The organism is Castellaniella denitrificans (assembly GCF_027214045.1).
In the GTDB taxonomy this organism is placed as follows: domain Bacteria; phylum Pseudomonadota; class Gammaproteobacteria; order Burkholderiales; family Burkholderiaceae_B; genus Castellaniella; species Castellaniella denitrificans_A.
Genome location: NZ_JAPWHE010000008.1, coordinates 16,458 through 40,467 on the forward strand (window position 1 = coordinate 16,458; position 24,010 = coordinate 40,467).

General features: G+C 66.9%; 22 protein-coding genes, 1 tRNA gene and 1 riboswitch. Of the genes, 4 read left to right on the top strand and 19 right to left on the bottom strand.

The genetic code is table 11. From position 1 onward, the window contains the following. Positions 1 to 36: 36 nt before the first annotated feature. Positions 37 to 1,140, bottom strand: coding sequence for a PLP-dependent cysteine synthase family protein (locus O4H32_RS11150; RefSeq protein WP_269359193.1), 1,104 nt, complete (start codon positions 1,138 to 1,140; stop codon positions 37 to 39). 47 nt (positions 1,141 to 1,187) lie between these two features. After that, positions 1,188 to 1,277 (bottom strand) — tRNA-Ser (locus O4H32_RS11155). 58 nt (positions 1,278 to 1,335) lie between these two features. Here O4H32_RS11155 and O4H32_RS11160 point away from each other — a divergent pair. After that, entirely contained in the window at positions 1,336 to 2,316 is a 981-nt protein-coding gene (locus O4H32_RS11160; protein WP_269359194.1) for an NAD(P)H-quinone oxidoreductase, read from the top strand. A gap of 14 nt (positions 2,317 to 2,330) precedes the next feature. On the opposite strand, the gene O4H32_RS11165 is transcribed toward O4H32_RS11160, so the two are convergent. Continuing rightward, on the bottom strand, positions 2,331 to 3,206 hold the full coding sequence (locus O4H32_RS11165; RefSeq protein ID WP_407932651.1) for a LysR family transcriptional regulator: 876 nt from the start codon (positions 3,204 to 3,206) through the stop codon (positions 2,331 to 2,333). 112 nt (positions 3,207 to 3,318) lie between these two features. Between O4H32_RS11165 and speG the strand changes: the two genes are divergently transcribed. Then, positions 3,319 to 3,876 (top strand): spermidine N1-acetyltransferase, encoded by a 558-nt coding sequence (gene speG, locus O4H32_RS11170; RefSeq protein WP_269359197.1) that lies wholly within the window; start codon positions 3,319 to 3,321, stop codon positions 3,874 to 3,876. A gap of 105 nt (positions 3,877 to 3,981) precedes the next feature. Here speG and pnp read toward each other — a convergent pair whose 3' ends face one another. The 7 genes from pnp to O4H32_RS11205 form a co-directional block, all read right to left on the bottom strand. After that, a complete protein-coding gene (gene pnp / locus O4H32_RS11175; protein ID WP_269359199.1) occupies positions 3,982 to 6,123 on the bottom strand; it encodes a polyribonucleotide nucleotidyltransferase in 2,142 nt (713 codons plus the stop codon). Between the two features lie 158 nt (positions 6,124 to 6,281). After that, positions 6,282 to 6,551: a 30S ribosomal protein S15 gene (gene rpsO / locus O4H32_RS11180; RefSeq protein ID WP_043683847.1), complete on the bottom strand. Its 270-nt coding sequence runs from the start codon at positions 6,549 to 6,551 to the stop codon at positions 6,282 to 6,284. Between the two features lie 124 nt (positions 6,552 to 6,675). Continuing rightward, entirely contained in the window at positions 6,676 to 7,455 is a 780-nt protein-coding gene (gene pssA, locus O4H32_RS11185; RefSeq protein WP_269359202.1) for a CDP-diacylglycerol--serine O-phosphatidyltransferase, read from the bottom strand. 4 nt (positions 7,456 to 7,459) lie between these two features. Then, positions 7,460 to 8,140 (bottom strand): phosphatidylserine decarboxylase, encoded by a 681-nt coding sequence (locus tag O4H32_RS11190; RefSeq protein WP_269359203.1) that lies wholly within the window; start codon positions 8,138 to 8,140, stop codon positions 7,460 to 7,462. A gap of 161 nt (positions 8,141 to 8,301) precedes the next feature. Then, positions 8,302 to 9,318 (bottom strand): ketol-acid reductoisomerase, encoded by a 1,017-nt coding sequence (gene ilvC / locus O4H32_RS11195; RefSeq protein ID WP_269359204.1) that lies wholly within the window; start codon positions 9,316 to 9,318, stop codon positions 8,302 to 8,304. Between the two features lie 135 nt (positions 9,319 to 9,453). Further along, the gene (gene ilvN, locus O4H32_RS11200) at positions 9,454 to 9,945 is read right to left on the bottom strand and encodes an acetolactate synthase small subunit (RefSeq protein WP_269359206.1); all 492 of its coding nucleotides are present in this window, start codon (positions 9,943 to 9,945) and stop codon (positions 9,454 to 9,456) included. A 12-nt stretch (positions 9,946 to 9,957) separates the two neighbouring features. Beyond that, entirely contained in the window at positions 9,958 to 11,679 is a 1,722-nt protein-coding gene (locus O4H32_RS11205) for an acetolactate synthase 3 catalytic subunit (RefSeq protein WP_269359208.1), read from the bottom strand. Positions 11,680 to 12,117: 438 nt separating this feature from the next. Between O4H32_RS11205 and O4H32_RS11210 the strand changes: the two genes are divergently transcribed. Continuing rightward, positions 12,118 to 14,349 (top strand): FUSC family protein, encoded by a 2,232-nt coding sequence (locus O4H32_RS11210; RefSeq protein ID WP_269359210.1) that lies wholly within the window; start codon positions 12,118 to 12,120, stop codon positions 14,347 to 14,349. Between the two features lie 17 nt (positions 14,350 to 14,366). Here the strand turns inward: O4H32_RS11210 and O4H32_RS11215 are convergent, their stop codons facing one another. The 9 genes from O4H32_RS11215 to O4H32_RS11255 form a co-directional block, all read right to left on the bottom strand. Beyond that, positions 14,367 to 15,686: a TRAP transporter large permease gene (locus tag O4H32_RS11215; RefSeq protein WP_269359211.1), complete on the bottom strand. Its 1,320-nt coding sequence runs from the start codon at positions 15,684 to 15,686 to the stop codon at positions 14,367 to 14,369. Then, positions 15,683 to 16,171, bottom strand: coding sequence for a TRAP transporter small permease subunit (locus O4H32_RS11220; RefSeq protein WP_269359213.1), 489 nt, complete (start codon positions 16,169 to 16,171; stop codon positions 15,683 to 15,685). Before O4H32_RS11220 ends, O4H32_RS11215 begins: the two co-directional genes overlap by 4 nt. A gap of 100 nt (positions 16,172 to 16,271) precedes the next feature. Then, positions 16,272 to 17,267, bottom strand: a complete 996-nt coding sequence (locus O4H32_RS11225; RefSeq protein WP_269359215.1) for a TRAP transporter substrate-binding protein — start codon at positions 17,265 to 17,267, stop codon at positions 16,272 to 16,274. Between the two features lie 88 nt (positions 17,268 to 17,355). Continuing rightward, complete coding sequence (locus O4H32_RS11230) at positions 17,356 to 18,891, bottom strand: malonate--CoA ligase (RefSeq protein WP_269359217.1); 1,536 nt, start codon at positions 18,889 to 18,891, stop codon at positions 17,356 to 17,358. 1 nt (position 18,892) lies between these two features. After that, positions 18,893 to 19,696, bottom strand: coding sequence for an enoyl-CoA hydratase/isomerase family protein (locus O4H32_RS11235; protein WP_269359219.1), 804 nt, complete (start codon positions 19,694 to 19,696; stop codon positions 18,893 to 18,895). Next, positions 19,687 to 20,970: a malonyl-CoA decarboxylase domain-containing protein gene (locus O4H32_RS11240; RefSeq protein WP_269359221.1), complete on the bottom strand. Its 1,284-nt coding sequence runs from the start codon at positions 20,968 to 20,970 to the stop codon at positions 19,687 to 19,689. The genes O4H32_RS11235 and O4H32_RS11240 overlap by 10 nt, the downstream gene beginning before the upstream one ends. Continuing rightward, entirely contained in the window at positions 20,957 to 21,679 is a 723-nt protein-coding gene (locus O4H32_RS11245; protein WP_269359223.1) for a GntR family transcriptional regulator, read from the bottom strand. Before O4H32_RS11245 ends, O4H32_RS11240 begins: the two co-directional genes overlap by 14 nt. 87 nt (positions 21,680 to 21,766) lie before the next feature. Continuing rightward, a complete protein-coding gene (gene yaaA / locus O4H32_RS11250) occupies positions 21,767 to 22,546 on the bottom strand; it encodes a peroxide stress protein YaaA (protein WP_269359225.1) in 780 nt (259 codons plus the stop codon). 16 nt (positions 22,547 to 22,562) lie between these two features. Then, positions 22,563 to 23,345 carry a 3-hydroxybutyrate dehydrogenase gene (locus O4H32_RS11255; protein ID WP_269359227.1) on the bottom strand — a complete coding sequence of 261 codons (783 nt, stop codon included), beginning with the start codon at positions 23,343 to 23,345 and terminating at the stop codon, positions 22,563 to 22,565. A gap of 103 nt (positions 23,346 to 23,448) precedes the next feature. Then, positions 23,449 to 23,518: riboswitch (Fluoride riboswitch) on the top strand. Positions 23,519 to 23,569: 51 nt separating this feature from the next. Between O4H32_RS11255 and crcB the strand changes: the two genes are divergently transcribed. Further along, positions 23,570 to 23,956 (top strand): fluoride efflux transporter CrcB, encoded by a 387-nt coding sequence (gene crcB, locus O4H32_RS11260; RefSeq protein WP_269359229.1) that lies wholly within the window; start codon positions 23,570 to 23,572, stop codon positions 23,954 to 23,956. Positions 23,957 to 24,010 lie beyond the last annotated feature (54 nt).

The following is a 24,010-nucleotide window of genomic DNA, read 5'->3' on the forward strand; positions in this document are numbered from 1 at the left end:
CGCTCCGCGCGGCGGCCATCGAGGCCGCCGACAGGCCTACAACAGGCCTTCCTCTCCGGTATCCAGGAACCGCTCGATCCGCGCACGCCAGCCGCTGATGTCCAGCTTCTGCGCGCGCAACCAGGCCTCGTCGTAATAACTCGTCGCGTACCGGTCGCCGCTGTCGCAGATCAGGGTGACCAGGGATCCGGCCCGCCCCTGCCGCCGCATGAGCGAGGCCATGCACAGCACGCCCATGAAGTTCGTCCCCGTCGAACCGCCCACGCGGCGGAACAGGCGCTCGGACAGCACGTGCGCCGCCGCGATCGAGGCCTCGTCGGGAATGCGGATCATCTCGTCGATGACGGTGGGGATGAAAGAGGGTTCGACGCGCGGACGGCCGATCCCTTCGATGCGGGAACCCGCCGCCTTGATGTTCATGTCGCCGCTTTGCCAGGCTTCGTAGAAGGCCGAGCCCTCGACGTCGACCACGCAGAGCCGGGTGTCCAGATTGCGGTAGCGGATGAAGCGCCCGATGGTGGCCGAGGTGCCGCCGGTGCCGGCGCTCATGACCACCCATTCGGGAACGGCATGGAATTCGCCCGACATCTGGCGGAAGATGCTTTCGGCGATATTGTTGTTGCCGCGCCAGTCCGTGGCGCGCTCGGCATGGGTGAACTGGTCCAGGTAATAGCCCCCCGCCTCGTCGGCGATGGCCTGGGCCGCGCCGTAGACTTCGCGCGCATGGTCCACGAAATGGCAGCGCCCGCCGAACCGCTCGATCGCCTCGATCTTCTGCTGGCTGGTCGAGCGCGTCATCACGGCGACGAAGGACAGGCCCAGCAGGCGGGCGAAATAGGCTTCCGACACCGCCGTCGAACCGGACGAGGCCTCGACCAGCAAGGTGTCTTCACGGATGCGGCCGTTGCAGATGCCGTAGAGGAACAGGGAACGCGCCAGGCGATGCTTGAGGCTGCCGGTCGGGTGCGTGCTCTCGTCCTTGAAATAAATGTCGATGCCGCGCAACCCCGGGAAATCGGGTTTCACCAGGTGCGTGTCGGCGGAACGCCGGCCATCGGCTTCGAGGATGCGGATGGCGCGATGCGTCCAGTCCCGGTCCTCGGGGGTCAGCGCGCTGCGCCCTTTGATGCAGTGATCCATGCGATCGGTCCCATGGCCCGATCGCGACGGGGCTGTTCGGGCGCGATTGGCGGAAGCGGTGAGATTCGAACTCACGGATGGGTCGCCCCATCGCCGGTTTTCAAGACCGGTCCATTCAACCGCTCTGGCACGCTTCCGCATTGAAGATCGAAAGTGTAGCGCATAATGCCCCCTGCACATTCGAAGGAGCGCCACATGCAAGCCATTGAAATTACCGCGCCGGGCGGGCCCGACGTCCTTCGACCGACGAACCGCCCCACCCCCGTGCCCGGTCCCGGCGAAGTCCTGATCGAGGTCGAGGCCGCCGGCGTCAACCGGCCCGACGTCTTCCAGCGCCAGGGCAGCTATCCGCCCCCCGCCGGCGCATCCGACCTGCCCGGCCTGGAAGTCGCCGGCCGCATCGTCGGCGGCGCCCCCGAATCCGCGGGATTCAAGCTGGGCGACGCCGTCTGCGCCCTGGTGACCGGCGGCGGCTATGCGCAATTCTGTACGGCGCCTGCGGCACAGTGCCTGCCCGTGCCGGCGGGACTGTCCATGATCGAGGCCGCCGCCCTGCCGGAAACCTATTTCACGGTCTGGAGCAACGTCTTCGACCGGGGCGCCCTGGCGCCCGGCGAGACGCTGCTGGTCCACGGCGGCGCCAGCGGCATCGGCACGACGGCCATCGCGCTGGCGCGCGCCTTCGGCCACACGGTCTATGCCACGGCCGGCGGCCCCGCGCGCGCGCGGGCCGTCGAGGCCCTGGGCTGCGCGCGAGGCATCGACTACCGCGCGCAGGACTTCGTCGCGGAGATCAAGGCGCTGACCGGCGGGCGCGGCGTGGACGTGATCCTGGACATGGTCGCGGGCGATTACCTGGAACGCAACATCGAGGCGCTGGCCGACGACGGCCGGCTGGTGATGATCGCCTTGCTGGGCGGCTCGCGCGGGACGCTGAATTGCGGCCAGGTGATGCGCCGCCGCCTGACGGTGACGGGCTCGACGCTGCGGGCGCGTCCCGTGGCCTTCAAGGCCCGCATCGCCGCGGCGCTGCGCGAGCGCGTCTGGCCGCTGCTCGAATCCGGCGCCGTGCGACCCTCGATCCACGCGACCTTTCCATTGGCCGAGGCCGCGCGCGCGCACGCGATGATGGACGCGGGCGAGCAGATCGGGAAGATCGTGCTGGCGGTGCGCTGAGGCGCCGCCCCCGCTCACCCGGCGCTGCGCAGCAATTCTGTGAAACGGGTCTCCACCCACTGCGCCGCCGGACCGGGGCGGGAGCCCCGGCGCCACAGCACGCGCACCGGCAGCGGGGGCAAGGTCAGCGACGGACACTCCAGTTGCCTGAGCGACTTCGGGTAGCTTTCCTCGCGTGCGATGTTGACCGGCAGGATCGCCCAGCCCAGGCCATCGGACGCCATGTCGGCGATGCTGTAAAAACTGTCCGAACGCCACACGCGGGGACTGTAGGCCTGCTCCGGCGCATCGTCCGCATGCATCAGGATCTGTCGATGGCGGGCCAGTTCCTTGCGCCCGGCAGGCTCGGCCTCCAGCAACGGATGGCCGCTGGACACGAAGACGCCTTGCGGCACGGCGCCGATCCGGCGCTGGTCGAAATGCGCATAGGCCGGCCCCCTGTCGAAATGGAACGCCATGTCGGCCCGCCGGCCATCCACATAGTCCACGACCTCTGCGGCCGTGCCATTGAGCAGGGTCAGTTCCAGATGGGGAAAGCGGTCCGACAGTTCCCGCACCAGGGCGCTGATCGCCATGTAGGGCAGCGCCTCGTCGAGCGCCAGCGCCAGCCTGGCATCGCCGCCGGCCGCCAGAGCCAGGGCGCGCTGGTCGAGTTCGGACGCCTGCCGCAGGAGTTCCCGGGCCTCCCGCAGCAGCACCCGGCCGGCGTCGGTGGGACGCGCCCGATGGCCGGAACGATCGAACAGCATCACGCCGAGATCGGCCTCCAGCAGCGCGATCGCCGTGCTGACGGCCGATTGGGCCTTGCCCAGGACGCGAGCGGCGGCGCTGATCGAGCCGCTGTCCGCGGTGGCGATGAACTGACGTAACTGATCGAGATCCCAGCGCATGGATCGTGAGTCACTCATCTATGGATCAGATGGATTCCATCTTTATAAATCTGCAAACAAGAAAGATAATGCACTTGGCCTCTTGTATTGTCAAAGAATAAGGAAATCGATCATGCGCGCCGAACCCATCAAACTGCGCCCGCTGGAGCGGGTGGACCTGCAATTCGTGCATCAATTGGACAACAATGCCAGCGTGATGCGCTACTGGTTCGAAGAACCGTTCGCCACGTTCACTGAACTGCAATCCCTGTACGACCAGCACGTCCACGATCAGAGCGAACGGCGTTTCATCGTCGAGTGCGACGGCCAGCGGGCGGGCCTGGTGGAGCTGGTGGAAATCGACCATGTCCACCGGCGGGCGGAATTCCAGATCATTATCGCCCCGGATCACCAGGGCCGCGGCCTGGCCACGCACGCGACGCACCTGGCGATGGAATATGGCTTCAAGGTGCTGAACCTCTACAAGCTCTACCTGATCGTGGACACCGAAAACAAGAAGGCGATCCGCATCTATACCCGGATGGGTTTCCAGACCGAGGGCGAGCTGAAAGACGAGTTCTTCATCAATGGCGAATACCGCAGCGTGCTGCGGATGCGTCTATTCCAGCACGACTATCTGGGCAAACATCCGCCGTCGCACCCCCGCCTGACCGAGACGACCGTCTACTGACCCGTCTGGCGGCCTGCCGCATCAAGGCAAACGGGCGTCCCGAAGGACGCCCGTTTTTTGCTCCGGAGCGCGGCCCGGGGGCCGCGCCGGCGGGTACGGCCGGTGTTACTGCGCTTCGGGGGCGGCGGGGCCACCCTGGGCTTCGATACCGCCGATCGCCTTGACCGACAGGCGCAGGCGGCCGCGTTCGTCGGCCTCGAGGATCTTGACGCGCACCGACTGGCCGACCTTCAGCACGTCGTTGATGTCGGCGATGCGGTAGTTGGCGATCTCCGAGATGTGCAGCAGGCCGTCGCGGCCGGGCAGGACCTGGACGATGGCGCCGAAATCCAGCAGGCGCTGAACGGTGCCCTGGTATTCCTGGCCCACTTCGACGTCGGCGGTCAGTTCCTTGATGCGGCGCTCGGCTTCGTGGGCGCGGTCCAGGTCGGCGCTGGCGATGGTGATGCTGCCATCGTCGCCGATGTCGATCTGGCACCCGGTTTCCTCGGTCAGCGCACGGATGGTGGCGCCGCCCTTGCCGATCACGTCACGGATCTTTTCCGGGTTGATCTTGATGCTGAGCATGCGCGGCGCGAAGTCGGACAGTTCCTGACGGGAACCGTCGATGGCCTCGCGCATCTTGCCCAGGATATGCATGCGGCCTTCGCGGGCCTGGGCCAGCGCGACTTGCATGATTTCCTTGGTGATGCCCTGGATCTTGATATCCATCTGCAGGGCGGTGACGCCGCCGACGGTGCCGGCCACCTTGAAATCCATGTCGCCCAGGTGGTCTTCGTCGCCCAGGATGTCGGTCAGGACGGCGAACTTGCCGCCTTCCTTGATCAGACCCATGGCGACACCCGCCACGTGGTCCTTGACCGGCACGCCGGCATCCATCATGGACAGGCTGCCGCCGCAGACCGAGGCCATGGACGAGGAGCCGTTGGATTCAGTGATTTCCGACACCAGGCGCAGGGTGTACTGGAAATCCTCCGCGGCCGGGAGCAGCGGCGACAGGGCGCGCTTGGCCAGTCGGCCATGGCCGATCTCGCGGCGCTTGGGCACGCCGAAGCGGCCGGTCTCGCCCGTGGCGAACGGCGGCATGTTGTAGTGCATCATGAAGCGGTCGCGGTACTCGCCCATGATCGAGTCGATGATCTGCTCGTCCTGCTTGGTGCCCAGGGTGGTGACCACGAGCGCCTGGGTTTCGCCACGCGTGAACAGTGCGGAACCGTGGGCGCGAGGCAGCACGCCCAGGCGGATGCTGATCGGACGTACGGTGCGCGTGTCGCGCCCGTCGATGCGCGGCTCGCCATTCAGGATCTGGCCGCGGACGATTTCCGATTCCAGGGCGAACAGCATGTTTTCGACTTCGACATGATCGGGGGCCGCGTCGCCCCGGGCCGCCGCGTGCTCGGCCAGCTTGGCCTTGACGTCGGCGTAGACCTGGCGCAGGCGCGTGGTGCGTTCCTGCTTGTCGCGCAGTTGATAGACGGCCTGCAGGGGCTCGAATGCGGCCGCGCGCACGGCGGTGGCCAGAACCTCGTTGCGCGGCGCAGGCTGCCAGTCCCATTCGGGCTTTCCGGCCTCGGCCACCAGTTCGTGGATGGCGTTGATGCAGGCCTGCATCTGTTCATGCCCGAACACCACGGCGCCCAGCATCACGTCCTCGGACAACTGCTTGGCTTCGGATTCGACCATCAGCACGGCGGATTCGGTCCCGGCCACCACCAGGTCCAGCTGGGACTCGCCGCGCACCTGCGAGGCGCTGGGGTTCAGGACGTACTGGCCGTCGACGTAGCCCACGCGGGCGGCGCCCACCGGACCGTTGAAGGGGATGCCGGAAATCGCCAGGGCGGCCGAGGCGCCGATCAGGGCGGGGATGTCGGGATCGACTTCCGGATTGACCGACACCGTATGGATGATGATCTGGACGTCGTTGTAGAAGCCTTCCGGGAACAACGGGCGCAGCGGACGGTCGATCAGGCGGGAGGTCAGGACTTCCTTTTCGGAGGGCTTGCCTTCGCGCTTGAAGAAACCGCCGGGGATCTTGCCGGCCGCGTAGGTCTTCTCGACGTAATCGACGGTCAGCGGAAAGAAGTCCTGGCCGGCCTTGGCCGTCTTGGACGCCACCACCGTGGCCAGCACCACCGTGTCATCGACGGACACCAGCACCGCGCCGGAGGCCTGGCGGGCGAATTCGCCGGTTTCCAGGACGACGGTGTGCGGGCCGTACTGGAACGACTTGCTCACTTTGTTGAACATTTTCTGATCCTATAAAAGGGACGCCTGCGGGGCTCCTGCCCGCGACCCGCCCACCGGAGGCGGGGCCGATTGCGGCGACCCATGACAAAAAGCCGCACACGCTGCGCAAAACGATGCAGCGTGCACGGCTCGTGCGAGGGGAGCGAAGCTCCCGGGCATTACTTGCGCAGGCCGAGTTTTTCGATCAGCGCGCGGTACGAATCGGGGTTGCGGCCCTTCAGGTAGTCCAGCAGCTTGCGGCGGCGGCTGACCATGCGCAGCAGGCCGCGACGCGAGTGGTGGTCTTTCTTGTGGGTCTTGAAGTGACCGGTCAACTCGTTGATGCGGGCCGTGAGCAGGGCGACCTGGACTTCGGGGGAACCGGTATCGCTGGCGGCGCGCTGGAATTGCGCGACGATGTCGGATTTGACGATATCTGCAACAGACATTTTTATTCCTCAGTGGACAAGCGGCAGCACCGAGGCGCGCTGCCGTGGGATCAAATGAAAACGCCACGCAAACCGTGGCGCGGGAAAATTATAACGGATTCCGGGCCGGCACGCGCGAATCCGGTCAGGACAGTCCGCCGTCGTCCGCGTCGTCCGCGCCGCGCATGCGCTGTCCCAGGCGGCGGGCGCGGCGCACGCGCCACAGCCAGAGCACCCAGCCCGACAGACTGTAGAGCACGAACAGGAGGAACAGCACCACCGGCGGATCGCTGGATACGAAGACGAAGACCGCCACCACCACCAGCATGACCCAGAACGGGACGCTGCGGCCGAGCGCGAAAGACTTGCCGCTGAAGAACGGCGCGCTCGACACCATCGCCACACCCGCGTAGACCGTGAGCGTGAAAGCGGCCCAGGGGATGACGCCGTCGGACAGGGACAGCTTGTTGTCCACCGACAACCAGACGAAGCCGGCGACCAGCGCCGCCGCCGCCGGACTGGGCAGACCCTGGAAATACTGCTTGTCGACCTTGCCGATGTTGGCATTGAAACGCGCCAGGCGCAGGGCGGCGCCCACCACGTAGACGAACGCGGCCAGCCAGCCCCAGCGGCCCAGGCCATGCAGCGACCATTCATACATCACCAGCGCGGGCGCCATGCCGAACGACATCATGTCGGCCAGGGAGTCGTACTGCTCGCCGAAGGCGGACTGGGTATTGGTCAGCCGCGCCACGCGCCCGTCCATGCTGTCGAACACCATCGCCAGGAACACCGCGATGGCGGCCACCTCGAAGTGCTGGTTCATGGCCTGGACGACGGCGTAGAAACCGGCGAACAGGTTGGCAGTGGTGAAGGCGTTGGGCAGCAGGTAGATGCTGCGTCGGCGCTGAGGTTCGTCAGGCATGGATTCAGACTGCGGAAGCGTCATCGCGAGGCGAAGCGGGAAGCTCGGCCAGGACCGTGCGGGTGGCCTTGACCTTGTCGCCCAGGGCGACCCGGGGCCGGGTCCCCACGGGTAAGTATACGTCCACCCGCGAACCGAAGCGGATGAAGCCGTAACGCTGCCCCGCATACAGCGCCTGCCCGGGCCGGGCATGGCACAGGATGCGCTTGGCCACCAGGCCGGCGACCTGGACGGCCGTCACCGTCTGTCCGTCGGCCGTGTCCAGCACCATGGCATTGCGCTCGTTTTCCAGCGACGCCTTGTCCAGGGCCGCATTGAAGAACTTGCCCGGGAAATACTCGATCGATCGCACCTGGCCATCGACCGGCGACCGGTTCGAGTGGACGTTGAAGACATTCATGAAGACGCTGATCTTCAGCGCCGGGCGCCCCCCCGCGTAGGGGTCGGCCGCGTCCTCGACGCAGACGATACGGCCGTCGGCCGGGCACAACACCAGGCCCTCGCCCTCCGGCGCTTCACGCGCGGGATCACGAAAGAACTGCAGGGCGAACAGCGTGAACGCCCAGAACGGAACGGAGACCCACGGCGACCACCAGGTCGCCAGCAGGGACACGACCAGCGCGCCGGCCAGAATGGGCCAGCCTTCGCGGGCGATCGGGGGATGAGGGTAAGGGGGGATTTTCATGGTAGGCGCAAGAATAACTCAAAATGTGCGATGCCCCTACGCCGCGCGCGTGACTTCGTCCGCTTGCCGTCCACCTGGCGGGCCATGCGCGGCCCGGTGGCGGACAAAGCAAAACAGCCGGCGCCTCGACGAGGCGCCGGCTGTCCACGGCATGGGCGGGATCAGTTCTTGGACTGGTCCACCAGCTTGTTGGCCGCGATCCACGGCATCATGGCGCGCAGTTTGGCACCGACCTGCTCGATCTGCGATTCCGCGTTCAGGCGGCGGCGCGAGGTCAGTTCCGGCGCGCCGGCGGCGTTTTCCAGGATGAAGTTCTTGGCGTAGACGCCGGACTGGATATCGGCCAGGCACTGGCGCATCGCGGCGCGCGTCGCATCGGTCACCACGCGCGGGCCGGTAACGTATTCGCCGTATTCCGCGTTGTTGGAGATCGAGTAGTTCATGTTGGCGATGCCGCCTTCGTAGATCAGGTCCACGATCAGCTTCAGTTCGTGCAGGCACTCGAAGTAAGCCATTTCGGGGGCATAGCCCGCGTCCACCAGGGTCTCGAAGCCGGCCTTGATCAGCTCGACGGTGCCGCCGCACAGCACGGCCTGTTCGCCGAACAGGTCGGTTTCCGTTTCCTCGCGGAAGTTGGTCTCGATGATGCCGGCGCGGCCGCCGCCGTTGGCCATGGCGTAGGACAGGGCCAGATCGCGGGCCTTGCCCGAGACGTCCTGGTGCACGGCCACCAGGTGCGGGACGCCGCCGCCCTGGGCGTAGGTGTTGCGCACGGTGTGGCCCGGGGCCTTGGGGGCGATCATGATGACGTCCACGTCGGCGCGCGGCACGACCTGGCCGTAGTGCACGTTGAAGCCGTGGGCGAAGGCCAGCGCGGCGCCCGCCTTGAGGTTGGCGGCGACTTCGCTGCGATAGACCTGGGCGATGTTCTCGTCAGGCAGCAGCATCATGACCAGATCGGCGCTCTTGACGGCTTCGGCGACTTCCTTCACGGTCAGGCCGGCGTTCTCGGCCTTCTTCCAGGATGCGCCGTTCTTGCGCAGGCCGACGACGACCTTGACGCCGGAATCATTCAGATTCTGCGCATGCGCATGGCCCTGGGAACCATAGCCGATGATGGCGACGGTCTTGCCCTTGATCAGGGACAGGTCGCAGTCTTTGTCGTAGAAAACTTTCATGTTGGAAACTCCGATTTTTTAATTCTGAAACGAGAGGTTGGGATGAGGCAGGACATGAAATAGTCCCTGCGGACTATTTCATGTCTGACGAATCCGGGCAGCTTGCAAGCTGCGGGGCGGGTACAGCGTGGGGGCTCACAACTTCAGTACGCGTTCGCCGCGGCCCACGCCGGACACGCCGGTGCGGACGGTTTCAAGGATGGCGCTGCGGTCCAGCGCCCCGATGAAAGCGGCGATCTTGTCCTGCACCCCGGTCAGTTCGATGGTGTAGGTCTTGTCGGTGACGTCGATGATGCGCCCGCGGAAGATTTCCGCCATGCGCTTCATTTCCTCGCGCTCCTTGCCGACCGCGCGCACCTTGATCAGCATCAGCTCGCGTTCGACATGGGGGCCCTCGGACAGGTCGACGACCTTGACCACGTCCACCAGGCGGTTCAGGTGCTTGGTGATCTGTTCGATGATCTCGTCGGAACCGATCGTGACGATGGTCATGCGCGACAGGGTGGCGTCTTCCGTCGGCGCGACGGTCAGCGTTTCGATGTTGTAGCCGCGCGCCGAGAACAGCCCCACCACGCGCGACAGGGCGCCGGGCTCGTTTTCCAGCAAGATGGAAATCACGTGTTTCATGGTCTTATCCCCTCACAGATCCTCGGAACCCAGCAGCATCTCGGTCAGGCCGCGGCCTGCCTTCACCATGGGCCAGACGTTCTCGGTCTGATCGGTGATGAAATCCATGAACACCAGACGGTCCTTGTATTTCGTGAACGCCTCGCGCAGGGCGGGCTCGACGTCGGCGGGCTTGTCGATGCGCATGCCGACATGGCCATAGCTCTCGACCAGCTTGACGAAATCCGGCAGGGCGTCGACATACGATTCCGAATAGCGCGAACCGTATTCGATCTGCTGCCACTGGCGCACCATGCCCAGATAGCGGTTGTTCAGGCACAAGACCTTGGGCGTCAGGTGATACTGCTTGCAGGTGGACAGTTCCTGGATGTTCATCTGGATCGAGCCCTCGCCGGTAATGACGGCGACGTCGCGGTCCGGATTGGCCATCTGCACCCCCATGGCGTAGGGCAGGCCCACGCCCATGGTGCCCAGACCGCCGGAATTGACCCACCGGCGCGGCTCAGGGAAAGGATAGTACTGGGCCGCCCACATCTGGTGCTGGCCCACGTCGGATGTGACGAAGGCCTGGCCGCGCGTGATTTCCCACAGTTTCTGGATCACGAACTGCGGCTTGATCACCGTGTCGGAGTTTTCGTAGTCCAGACACTTGCGGTCGCGCCAGGTGTCGACCTGCTTCCACCAGGCGTCCAGGCGGCGCTCGGACAGGCCCTGTTCGGCCATCGACTGGGCGTACAGGCCGATCAGGTCCTGCAGGACTTCCTTGACATCGCCCACAATGGGCACGTCCACGCGGACCCGCTTGGAGATCGAGGACGGGTCGATGTCCACGTGCACGATCTTGCGCGGCACCTGGGCGAAATGCTTGGGATTGCCGATGACGCGGTCGTCGAAGCGCGCGCCGATGCCGATCAGCACGTCGCAGTGCTGCATCGCCATATTGGCCTCGTAGGTGCCATGCATGCCGGGCATGCCGACGAAACGCTCGTCCGTGCCCGGATAGGCGCCCAGGCCCATCAGGGTCGTGGTGCAGGGCGCGCCGGTCAGGCGGACCAGCTTGCGCAGTTCGTCGGCGGCGTCGGCCAGCACGACCCCGCCGCCGGCGTAGATCATCGGGCGCTCGGCGGCCAGCAGCATCTGCACGGCTTTCTTGATCTGGCCCTGGTGGCCCTTGGTGACCGGCGCATACGAACGCAACTGGACCGGGGCGCGCGGCGGCGTGTATTTGCACATGGCCACGGAGACATCCTTGGGGATGTCCACCAGCACCGGACCGGGACGGCCGGAACGCGCGATGTAGAAGGCGCGGCGCAGGGTGTCGGCCAGATCCTTGACGTCGCGCACCAGGAAGTTGTGCTTGACGCAGGGACGGGTGATGCCGACCGTGTCGCATTCCTGGAAGGCATCCTGGCCGATGGCGTGCGTGGGCACCTGGCCGCTGAGGATGACCATGGGGATCGAATCCATGTAGGCCGTGGCGATGCCGGTGACGGCATTGGTCACGCCCGGGCCGCTGGTCACCAGGCAGACACCGGTTTTCTGGGAGGATCGGGAGTAGGCATCGGCGGCGTGGACGGCCGCCTGTTCGTGCCGCACGAGCACGTGCTGGAATTTGTCCTGCTTGTAGATCGCGTCGTAGATGTAGAGGACCGCCCCGCCGGGGTAGCCAAACACATGGTCTACGCCTTCCTCGATCAGACAACGCACGACGATGTCGGCGCCATTGAGTTCCATGATGATTCCTTTCTTGACCCGTATCGAGCACCAAGCGGCCTTTCGGCGGCCCGGGCCAGTCCCGGCGATCCGCGACATGATCCGACGCTGGGCGATTCACGGAATCGCTTTGCCCGGACACATTGCGGGACCAGTCTGCGCCCCTTGGCACAAGACACACGCGCCCTGCGGCGCAACGTGGTGGAAATGGACGCCCCGGACCGCGCTTGTGGCACATCCTGGGACATAAAGACGGAAGACGAAAAAAACCGGGTGTGTGACCCGGGAGCGTTCGCCGCATCGGGTGGCCGCGATAGGGCCGACCGAGGGGCTAATTTACCGCGTTGCAACAAGGGGTGCAAGCGAGTGGCCGGCGGCGCCATGCCTCGACCGTGCGCGGAGGACCGGCGGATTTGCCTATACTGGCGCCATCGCACTTCCATCCCGGATGCCGGCCGCATGATCCTGCCCACTTCGCAGTTGCAGCGCTTCTTCTACAGCCACTATTTTTTCGGCGGGCTGCGCCAGGCCACAGGCGTGCTGCTGCCGGCCCTGGTGCTGTCGGGCGTCTTCGGCTGGCACGCCGCCGGCTTCGTGGCGGCGGTCGGCGCCGCCTGCGTGGCGATCCTGGACCAGCCCGGCGGCCCCCGGCGCTATGGCATCAACGGCATGTTCGCCGCCCTGTGCCTGGGCTCGGCCACCACGGCGCTGACCGGACTGGCCTCCAGCCACGTCCTGGCCATCTGGCTGGTCGTGCCGGCCCTGTGCTTCGGCTTCTCGATGCTGACCGTCTACGGCAAGCACGGCGGCCTGCTGGGCTTCGCCTGCCTGCTGATCATGACCCTGACCCTGCGCACGCCGCTGACGCCGGCCGACGTGCTGCAGCACACGCTGACCTCGTTCCTGGGCGGGGCCTTCTATCTGCTCTACAGCGCCGCCGCCCACAGGCTGATGTGGCACCGCGAGGAGCAGCAGGCCCTGTCCGTGGCGCTGTTCGCCACGGCCGATTACATCGCCGCGCGGGCCCGCTTCTACGATATCCACCAGGACCTGGACGACAGCTACCGCCATCTGATCCGCCGCCAGGCCCTCATGACCGAGGCGCACCAGGCCGCGCGCGACATGGTGCTGCGCGAACAGCCGCGCGGCACCACCACCCATGCCGATCGGCTGCGCCAAGGACTGCTGAACCTGTTCGTCGACATGATCAACCTGCTCGACAGCATGGTGGCCACCCACACGGATTACGCCACCCTGCGGCGCGCGCTGCCCGACAGCGACATCCTGCTGTTCGTGCGAGACGCCATGATCAAACTGGCCGCCAACGTGGGCGGCCTGGCCCTGAACGTGGCGCGCAACCGCCGCCACCGGGTGCGCAACAGCGTCAAGGCCGAACTGCGCGCCCTGGAATTCGAACTGCAGCAACTGCGCGAAAGCGGCATGCCGCAATCCGATCCCGAACTCTACGCCCTGCTGGTGCAGGTACTGCGGCGGCTGCGCAACATGACGCGGCAGGTCGACCGCATGGCGGACCATTCCGTGAACCCGGTCCCGCCCCAGACCGATCCGCTGCGCGCGAATCAGACCCTGAACCGGTTCCTGACGCGACAGAAGTGGCGCGCGGATCTGCTGACGCGCAACCTGAACCGCCGGTCGGCGCATTTCCGCTATGCGCTGCGCGTGGCGGTCGCGGCGCTGCTGGCCATGGTGGTGGGCGCCTTGCTGGCGCATGCCCCGCTGGTGAGCGCGCTGGATCCGGGCATGGCGGGCCATGGCTACTGGATCGTGCTGACGGTGCTGATCATCATGAAGCCCGGCTTCGCGCTGACCCGCCAGCGCAACGGCTGGCGCCTGACGGGCACGCTGATCGGCTGCGGCCTGTCGCTGCTGCTGTTCGGCCTGGTGAAAAGCCCACCCGCACTCCTCTTCATCCTGGTGGCCAGCAGCGTGCTGGGCTACAGCCTGGTCCAGGTCAACTACACCCTGTCGGCGATGTTCAATACCTTGTTCGTGCTGCTGGTGTTCCATTTCCTCGCGCCGGGGTCCAACGCGGTCGTGGGCGAACGCCTGGCGGATACCGTGATCGGCAGCATCCTGGCGCTCACCTGCAGCTACATCCTGCCGTCCTGGGAACGAAACACCCTCGGCGAACTGGCCCGGGCGCTGCGCGCCGCCAACCAGGCTTTTCTGCAAACGGGCCTGGACCACGTCCGCGCCTGCCGCGCCGCACGGGCGGCTGGCGCGACCGACGCCCCGGAAACCAGCGAGGCCGACGTGCGCTGGCGGCTGGCCCGCAAGCACGTACACATCGCCTTCAGCAATTTCGCCTCGGCTTTCTACCGCATGATGGACGAACCCGTCAGCCGCCAGCGCCACGTGCCGGAACTGAACCGTCTGCTGATCCAGAACCATACGCTGGCCTCGCAGATCGCCGCCGTGATTCCGCACCTGGCGCTGATCGATGACGAGCCCGCGGGCATCCGGCAAGCGCTGGCCGCCACGCAGGACGCGCTGGCGGGCCGGGATGCCTCGCCGCCCAACGTGATCGAGACCGAAGGCGACTACGCCGCCCTCGCCTATCCCCTGCGCCAGATGATCAAGGCCGCGCAGCGCATCGACGAGGAAATGCGGGCGCTGCAGGCCCCGCCGGACGGACCGGCTGCGCGGGCGCGGCCGGCGACGGCCGGCTGAAGCCGGCCCCGGTCATCCTACGAGACCGCCGCGCCCATGACCAGTTCGGGCAACCAGGTGACGATCCCCGGAAACACGCACAGCAGCACGATGGCCGTCATCATCACCAGCACGTAGGGCAGCGCCCCCTTGAGGATTTCCTGGGTCGGAACGTCCGGCGCGATGGAGTTGAGAACGAACAGGTTCAAGCCCACGGGCGGCGTGATCAGACCAATCTCCATGTTGATCGTCAGCACCACGGCGAACCAGTAGGGATCGAAGCCCGCCTGGGTGATGATGGGCAGCAGCAGCGGCGCCGCCATGACGATGATGGCCACCGGCGGCAGGAACATCCCCGCCACCAGCAGGAAGACGTTGATCAGCCCCATCAGCAGCCAGCGGTTGATCTCCAACGCGGCGATGGCCGCCGCCAGGGACTGGGTGATGAACAGGGACGACAGGGCGAAAGCGAACAGTTCGGCCGAAGCCATGATCATCATGATCATGACGCTTTCGCGCATCGCCGAACCGAACACGTCGACGTAGGTCTTCAGACGGAACAGGCGGTAAATGAGCACGACCACCACCAGCGTCAGCAGGGCGCCGGCGCCGGCGGCCTCGGACGGCGTCGCCACGCCGCCGTACAGCACGAAGAGCATGCCCAGGATGATCAGCAGCAGGGGAAGCACTTTGGGCAGGGCTTCCAGCTTGTCGCGCCAGGAATAATTCAGGGTCCCGCCGCCGAAGCGGAAGCCTTTCCGCCGGGCGTCGTACAGGGCCCAGGCCATGAACATGCAAGTCAGCAGGATCCCGGGCATCACCCCGGCGAGAAAGAGCCGGCCGATCGACGTCTGCGTCGAAATGCCGTAGACGATCATGGTGACCGAGGGCGGTATCAGAATGCCCAGCGTGCCGCCGGCCGCGATCGAGCCGGTGGCCACCGAGGCCGGATAGCCGCGACCGAGCATTTCCGGGATGCCCATCTTGCCGATGGCCGCGCAGGTGGCCGGGCTGGATCCGGTCATGCCGGAAAAGATCGCGCAGGCACCGATGTTCGAGAGGACCAGGCCGCCGGGCACCTTGTGCAGCCAGCGATCCAGAGCTTTGTACAAGTCGCCGCCGGCCGGCGTTCCGGCCACGATGGCCCCCATCAGCACGAACATCGGAATGGCGACATAGCCCAGGTTGGCGATCCCCGCGAACATGGTCTCGGCCAGCACGTAGATCACGCCCGGCCCCATGTCCAGAAACAGGCCGACCACGGCGGCCAGCCCCAGGGCGAAGGCGATGGGCATGCCGGTCGCCAGCATCAGGCACAGGCCCAGGACGATGCAGATCCCCGCGAGGGTGGGCGTCATGACGGCTCTCCCGACAGTTTCATGATTTCGACGACGTACTGCAGGCTCAGCAGGGCGAACCCGAACACCACCGGCGCCAGCGGCATCCACAGCGGCACGGCGGCCACGCTGGAGGTGGTCCAGCCACCGTCCAGCGCCTCGAACAGGTGCACCCCGGTGGCCGCAGTCATCAGGACGCAGAACGCCAGCCCCAGCCAGGCGCCCACGCGGTCCAGCCAGCGACGGGTCCTGGCTCCCACCAGCATCTGGATGAAATCCACGCCGACATGGCCCTTGGTCATGAGCACGTAGGGCGCGCCCAGGAAGATGGCCGCCGTGGCGCCGAACACCACGGCCTCGGTCTGCCAGATCGTGGGCGCGCGGAACACGTAGCGCATCATGATCATCTGGCAGACCACCAGCATCGCGAACACCAGCAGCAGGGCCGACAGCACGCCACAGGCGCGCGTCAGGCCTTCCACCCAGCGCGTAAAGACTCGATTCATGCGACCTCCCTGTGCGTCGCGCAAGGCGGGGAAAACAGGCGTCCCCCCCGGATGGGCCATGCGGGCACCGCCCTTGGCGGGCGGCGCCCGCGCACGGGCGCTACTGGACGGCCAGCGCCTTCCTCAGCAGTTCGTCGCCCCCCTTCACCTTCTCGGCGAACAGGCGGTAGGAAGAGTGCTTGGCCACCGCCATCCAGGCCTGGTAGTCCTCAGGCGTCATGGTCACGACCTCCACCCCGGCCTTGGTATAGACGTCGCGCATTTTCTGCTCGCCTTTCTTCGCCTCCTCGAAGAAGTAGGCCTCCGCCTTCTTCGCCGCCGCCAGGATGGCCTCACGCTGCCTGGGCTCCAGGCCGTCGAAGACCTTCTTGGACATCAGCACCGGCTCGTACATGAACCACAGCGCGTTGTCTCCCGGCGCGGTCAGGCACTTGGCCTGTTCGTACAGGCGATAGGACACGAAGCTGTCGTTGGATGTGTTGGCCGCGTCCAGGACCCCCGTCTGCATGGCCGAATAGACTTCGGAAGACGGCATGGACGAGATCGATGCGCCCGCCGCCGCCAGCATCTGCTCGAAGGCCGGACCGGCCGCCCGGATGACCTGCCCCTTGATGGTGTCCGGCGACGTGATGCAATGCTTCTTCGAAGCGAAGCCGCCCGCCAGCCAGGCGTCGGCGATGACCACGGCGCCCTGTTTCTCGACCAGTGCCTTGATGTCCTTCATGAAGTTGGACTGGTTCAGGCGCTGGGCATGCTCGTAGTTGCGCACCAGGCCCGGCATCAGGGTGGCGGAGAACTGCGGCACCCGGCCCGAGGCGTAGTCCAGCGGAAAGGCCGTCATGTCCAGTTGCCCGCGCGTGAGCGCGCCCCACTGTTCTTTGGCCTTGTAAAGCGAAGAACCCGGGAAGACCTGGATCTTCAGCCCGACGTTGGCCGCCTCGACCTCGCGGGCGATGAGCTGCACCATTTCATCGCGCGGGTCGCCCTGGCCTCCCGGAAACTGGTGCGAGGCCCGCAAGGTGGTTTCAGCCGGGGCGGCGCCCGATCCGGCCGCCAGGGCCAGTCCCAGCATGGCGCATAGCATGTGTCGCTTCATGGTTGTCTCCTGATGATTTTTTATATGAGTCGCCGGCCCGGGTCCGGGCGCGGCCATGGCCCCGGCGGGGCCTATCGAACGCCCCTTCTCATTCCAGGTCCGCGTACTGCTGCCGCAGCACGTTCTTCTGGACCTTGCCCATGGCATTGCGCGGCAGCGCATCGATCACGTGTATTTTTTTCGGCACTTTGAAATTGGCCAGGCCCGATTTCAGGCCGGCCTGGATGGCGGCGGGATCCACCGCGGTCCCGGCGCGCGGCACCACCACGGCCACCACGGCCTCGCCAAAGTCCGCGTGCGGCACGCCGATGACGGCCGACTCCTGGACGCCGGGCATGGCGTCGATGACCATCTCGATTTCCTTGGGGTAGACGTTGTAGCCCCCGGAGATGATCAGATCCTTGCTGCGGCCCACGATGCTCAGGTAGTCGTCCGGGATGCCCGCCCCGCCCAGCATGCCGATGTCGCCGGTGCGGAACCAGCCATCCGCGGTGAACTCCTCGCGGGTTTTTTCAGGCATGCGCCAGTAGCCGGCGAACACGTTGGGTCCACGCACCTGGACATGGCCCGGCTCGCCGACCGCGACGGGCCGGTCGGCGTCGTCCACCACCCGGACCGTCTCGCCGGGCAAGGCCGGCCCCACGGTGCCGGGGATGCGCTCGCCACGCGCCGGATCCCAGGGGTTGGACGTGATCATGCCGGTCTCGCTCATGCCGTAGCGCTCCAGGATGGTCATGCCGGAGCGCGCCTGGAATTCGCGGAAGGTATCCACCAGCAGCGGCGCGGAGCCGGAGATGAACAGCCGCATATTGGCGCATGTCTCGCGGCCGAAGCGGGGATCGGCCAGCAGGCGGACGTAGTACGTGGGCACCCCCATCATCAGCGTGCAGCGCGGCAGGTAGCGCAGGGCCTGTTCCACGTCCAGCTTCGGCAGCCAGATCATGCGCGCGCCCGCCAGCAGCGCCCCGTGGGACGCCACGAACAATCCGTGGACGTGGAAGATCGGCAGCATGTGCAGCAGCACGTCGTCGCCGCGCCACCCCCAGAAATCCCGCAGAGTGAGCGCGTTGGCGGCCAGATTGGCGTGCGTCAGCATCGCGCCCTTGCTGCGCCCCGTCGTACCGGAGGTATACAGGATCGCGGCCAGATCCCCGGGGGCGCTGCGCGCGGTCTCGAAGACCGGATCCATGCCGGCGGCGGCCTCGACCAGCGAACCGCCGCCATCGGCATTCAGGGTCAGCACCCGGGCGGCGCCCTTGGCCCGCGCCAGGGGTTCGCACCAATGCTTCGCGCCATCCCCGCAGACCACCACGGCGGGCTCGGCGTCCCCCAGGAAATAGGCCACCTCGGCCTCGCGGTAGGCGGTATTCAGCGGCAGGTAGACCAGACCGGCGCGCAGGGTCGCCAGATAGAGCATCAAGGCCTCTGGGGATTTTTCGACCTGGACGGCGACGCGCGCGCCCGCCGGGGCGCCGAACGAGCGCAGCAGCGCGGCCATGCGCCCGCTGATGGCGTCGATGTCCGCCCAACTGTAGGTGCGCTCCGGGGTTTCGATCGCCACGGCGCCCAGGTCGGCCGGAAAGCCACCCCGCAGCACGGTGTAGAGATTCGCATCGCGTTCCAAGTCATTCTCCTGTGAAAACGGGGTCGGTGCCCTGCAGAAAGGCCTGCACCCCTCGCCGGTGGTCGGGACCGTCGGCATAGGCGAAGCAGGCCCGCCATTCGGCGTCGCTCAGGGGCGCCGGATCGCCGGCCAGACGTGCGGCGGTCGATTTGTTCAGACGCGCGGCCAACGGAGCGCCCGCGCACAGGCGCGCCACCGTCGCCGTCAGTTCGGATTCCAGGGCCTCGGCCGCCACGACCCGCGTCAGCAAGCCCTTCGACAGGGCCTCGTCGGCGTCGAACACCCGCCCTTCGAGCAGGATTTCCAACGTGACGGCGCGGCCCGCCAATTCCAGCAGCCCGCGCATCTCGTCGGGCGCCATGGGAAAACCCAGGCGGTTGATGGGCGCGCCGAAGCGCGCGCCCCGGGCCGCCAGCCGCAAATCGCAGCGGCTGGCGATTTCAAGCCCGCCGCCCACGCAGACGCCTTCGATCGCGGCAACGACCGGATGAACACAGTCCGACACCGCCCGCAGGGCCGGGGCGAGAAGATCCCTGTGGTAGGCCATCACGCCTTCCAGATCGGCCCGTACCCGGGGAAATTCGCGGATGTCGGCCCCGGCGGCGAAATGCCCGCCCGCGCCGCGCACGACCACGCAGCGCAGGCCGCGATCGGCCGACAAGCGCCCGAAGGCCTCCGCCAGTTCACCCCACATGGCAACCGTGATGGCGTTCAGCCTTCCGGGATGATCGAGCGTGACGGTCGCCACCGCGCCGTCGACACGCGTGCGCACGCGCCCCTCGCCCGACCCGGGACTCACAGCCATTGCACACTCCGGGACACACGCAGCTTGCCGGCGGCCAGGCGCGCCCGGTTCTCGTCGAGCTGCTCGGGCTCGTACAGATAATTCACCATCATGCCGCAAGACTGCTCCAGTCCGCGGGCCGAGGCGTCGGCGGCCCAGTTCAGGCGCTCGATGCGCGCCCCGTTGCCCAGATGGAAGCGGGCCACGGGGTCGAGCGGCTCGCCGTCGCGAAGCTGCGTCAGGTAATGCGCCGCCAGCCGCAGTCCGCTGCGGCGCACGGTGTCCGGCGCCCCGCCCTGGGCGGCGGCGCGCAAGCGTTCCAGCCAGCGGGCGCCAGCCGCCGCGTCGTCGGCCGCGGCCTGGCGCTCGGCTTTGTCCTTCAGCAGGGCCTGGATGTCCTCGCCGGACCGGCGGCCCAGCCAGTCGGCGAAACCGGGAATCGGCGACAAGGTGGCGAAGGATTTGAGCTGCGGCAATTCGTCCAGCAGTTCCTCGATCACCCGCTTCAGCAGAAAATTGCCGAAGCTGATGCCGCGCAGGCCGCGCTGGGTATTGGAAATCGAATAGAAAATCGCCCAGCGCGCCTTGTCCAGCCCGTCGACGGGCCGCGAAGGGTCGATCAGTGCCTGCACGTCCGCAGCCATCTGCCCATCGAAGGCGACCTCCACGAAGATCAGCGGCACATCGCTCATGCGCGGGTGGAAAAAGGCATAGCAGCGCCGATCGGCGGCCACCCGGCGGCGCATGTCGTCCCAGGACCGGATTTCATGGACGGCTTCGTAGCGGATCAGTTTTTCCAGCAGCGAGGCGGGCGAATCCCAGTTGATGTGGCGCAATTCGAGCATGCCGACGTCGAACCAGTTCGACAGCAGGGCGGCGAGTTCCTGTTCCAGGACCGACAGCCCGGCGACCTGATTGCGCCAGCGCAGCATGTCCGCACGCAGCTCCACCATCAGTTCCAGCCGGTCGCTTTGCGCGTACAGGCGGCGGAACAGGCGCGCGCCCCGGTCGCCGCGCGGTTCGACGCCCACGCCGGCGCGCACCAGGCAGGCCAGCAGGGAACGGCGCTCGTCGGCATCGGCGGCACGGTATCGCTCGGCCCACTGGCGGGCCAACTGGTTGGCGCCGCCATCGGTCAGGGACGCCTCGTAGAGCACGCGCAACACATCCGGGTCGGGCAGGTGATCGCGATCCAGCCAGCGGCCCAGGCGCGCCAGCAGGCCGCCGGCCCGGTTCCCCGAGGATTCGGCGGGCTCGGCCGCCCGCTCGGACGGTTTCAGGTCAGCGTTGGACATGGTCTTCCTCCAGCGTCCCGGCCTCATGGCGCGCCGACGTTCCGGCGGCCGGTTCATCCCTGCGCGCCAGCGCGCGCAGGGCGTCGAGCTGGCGCATCAGATGCTTGCGCGTCACGGCCTCGGCGCCTTCCGGATCGCGCGCCTTCAGGGCGGCGAAGATCGCCAGGTGTTCGGCGCAGGACTCATCGATCCGGCCCGGATAGCTGAGGCTGCGGTGGCGCGACAGGCTGAGCACCTGGCGCAGCTTGTCGATCAGGCCCGACAGCCAGCGGTTGTCGGCCAGATCCTGGATGGCGACATGGATCAAGGCGTTGGCCGCGTAGTAGTCGTCGATCGAGCCCCGTTCCGCGTGACGGCGCAGGTCGTTGTGCAGCGGTTCGAGCCGCCGCAGGTCGGCGTCCGTGACTTTGAGGGCGGCCTCGAAGGCGCAGCGGCCCTCGAGCATGGCCATCAGGGGAAAGATGTGCTCCAGGTCGCGGCTGGACAGTTCGTTGACGAAACAGCCCCTGCGCGGTTCGATGCGCAGCAGGCCTTCGGCCACCAGGACCTTGAGCGCCTCGCGCAGCGGCGTGCGGGAAATACCCAGCGACGCGGTCAGGCTGACCTCGTCGATCCATTCCCCCGCCCGCAGTTCCCCGGCCTGGATCATGCCGCGCAGACGATCGGCGACTTCCTGGTAGAGGATCTTCTGAACAATCCTGGCCGCCATCGGGGCCTCCTGTGCAGGACCTTGAAATTAATAATTCATAATTACAGGCACAGCGTGCCATGGCCCCGCAAGACCCGGCAACCCTCGTTATCCCTGACTGGAGCGCCGGAACACCAGCCGGTCGGCCGTGGATTCGCGCGGCGCGTAGGCATAGCCTTCGGACGAGAAATCCCGCAGGCCGGCGACGGCGTCGATGCGGTGATCGATGACGTGGCGCGCCATCAGGCCGCGCGCCCGCTTGGCGTGGAAGCTGATGACCTTCCAGGCACCGTGTTTTTCGTCCTGAAAAACGCATTCGACCACGCGCGCGTCCAGAACCTTGCGGTCCACGGACTTGAAATATTCGCCCGATGCCAGGTTCAGCAGGATGCGCTCGCCAGACAGCGCGTCCAGACGCCGGTTCAATTCGCGGGCGATACGATCGCCCCACCAGGCATACAGGGTGGCGCCCCGGGCGGTGCGCAACCGCGTGCCCATCTCCAGCCGGTGGGGCTGGACCAGGTCCAGCGGCCGCAGCGCGCCGTACAGCCCGCTGAGGATGGCCAGATGATCCTGCGCCCAGTTCAGCCGGGCATCGGACAGTTCCGCCGCACGCAGGCCCTCGTAGACGTCGCCGTTGAAGGCCAGGACCGCCTGGCGCGCATGCCGGGCGTCGGGCGCGTCCACCCAGGCGGCGTAACGCTCGGCGTTCAGGCGCGCCAGCGCGTCGGACAGCCCCATCAGACCCGCCAGGTCGTTCGCGGACAAGCCGCGCAGAATCCCGATCAGTTCGCGTGTCTGATCGGGGAACACCGGCTGCGAGCACAGAGCCGTGCGCACCGGTGAATCGTAGTCCAGCTTCTTGGCCGGGGACAGCACCATCAGCATGCGGCGATCCTCCGGTTCAGCGGGCGGTCCAGCCGCCGTCGATGGACAGCGTGGTGCCGGTCATCTGCGCGGCGGCGTCCGAGGCGATGAACACGGCGGCCTGGCCGAGCTGCTCGGGCGTGACGAACTCCAGGGACGGCTGCTTTTCGGCCAGCAGATCCTTGGCGGCGGCTTCGATGTCCAGCCCTTTTTCCCTGGCCAGGGCCTGGATCTGCTTTTCCACCAGGGGGGTGCGCACCCAGCCCGGGCAGATGGCATTGCAGGTCACGCCGGTGCCGGCGTTTTCCAGCGCGGTGACCTTGGTCAGGCCCACCACGCCGTGCTTGGCGGCGACATAGGCCGATTTGTGGACCGAGGCCACCAGGCCGTGCGCCGAGGCGATGTTGATGACGCGGCCGAATTTCTGCTGCTTCATCGCCGGCAGCGCGGCGGCGGTGCAATGGAACACAGCCGACAGGTTCAGCGCGATGATGGCGTTCCACTTGTCGACGGGGAATTCCTCGATCAGGGCGGTGTGCTGGATGCCGGCGTTGTTGACCAGGATGTCGACGCCGCCCAGCGCCTGGATCGATTGCGCGATGAAATCGCGCGCGGCCTGCCCGTCCATCAGGTCGGCGTTCAGGTACACGGCCTTGACCCCGAAATCTTTTTCCAGGCCGGCGCGCTCGCGTTCGATGGCATCGGCGTCGCCGAAACCGTTGATGACCACGTCGGCGCCCTGGCGGGCCAGTTCACGTGCGATGGCCAGGCCGATGCCGCTGGTGGAACCGGTGACGACCGCTTTTTTACCTTTGAGCATGGATGCACTCCTTACGCAAGATTTCAGGAAAACGACCGGCCCAGTGTAACGCGCGGCCGCTGAACACCGCCTTGCCGAACCAGCGAAACCGCTGATAACATTGGCCCGACCTGGAGATGGCATTCCTCCACGAAACCGCCGCATTCTTCGCGGCTGATGATGCCTACGGCCCCCGGCGCACCGCCGGTCCGTAGGCATTTTTCATTCCCGCCACAGGAGCCCTCATGCCCAGTTCACTGCTCGCCATCTCCCTCGGCGCCTCGCTGGGCGCCATCCTGCGCTGGGTGCTCGGGCACGCGCTGAACGACGTCTTTCCCAACCTGACCCTGGGCACGCTGGCGGCCAATCTCCTGGGCGGCTACCTCATCGGCGCGGCCATCGCCGTGTTCGGCGGGCATGCGGGCCTTTCGCCGCAGATGAGGCTGTTCGTCATCACAGGCTTTTGCGGCGGGCTGACGACGTTCTCGACCTTTTCGGCCGAACTGGCGCTGATGCTGGAACAGGGGCGGCTGGGGTGGCTGAGTGTCGCGGTGATCGTGCACGTCGCCGGGTCGCTCGCCATGACGCTGCTGGGCATGGCCACGGTGGCCTGGCTGCGCGCCCTGCCCTGAGGCCGCAGCGCGCCGCGCCCGGGTGCCCCCCCGATCCGGCGGGGCGCCCGGGCG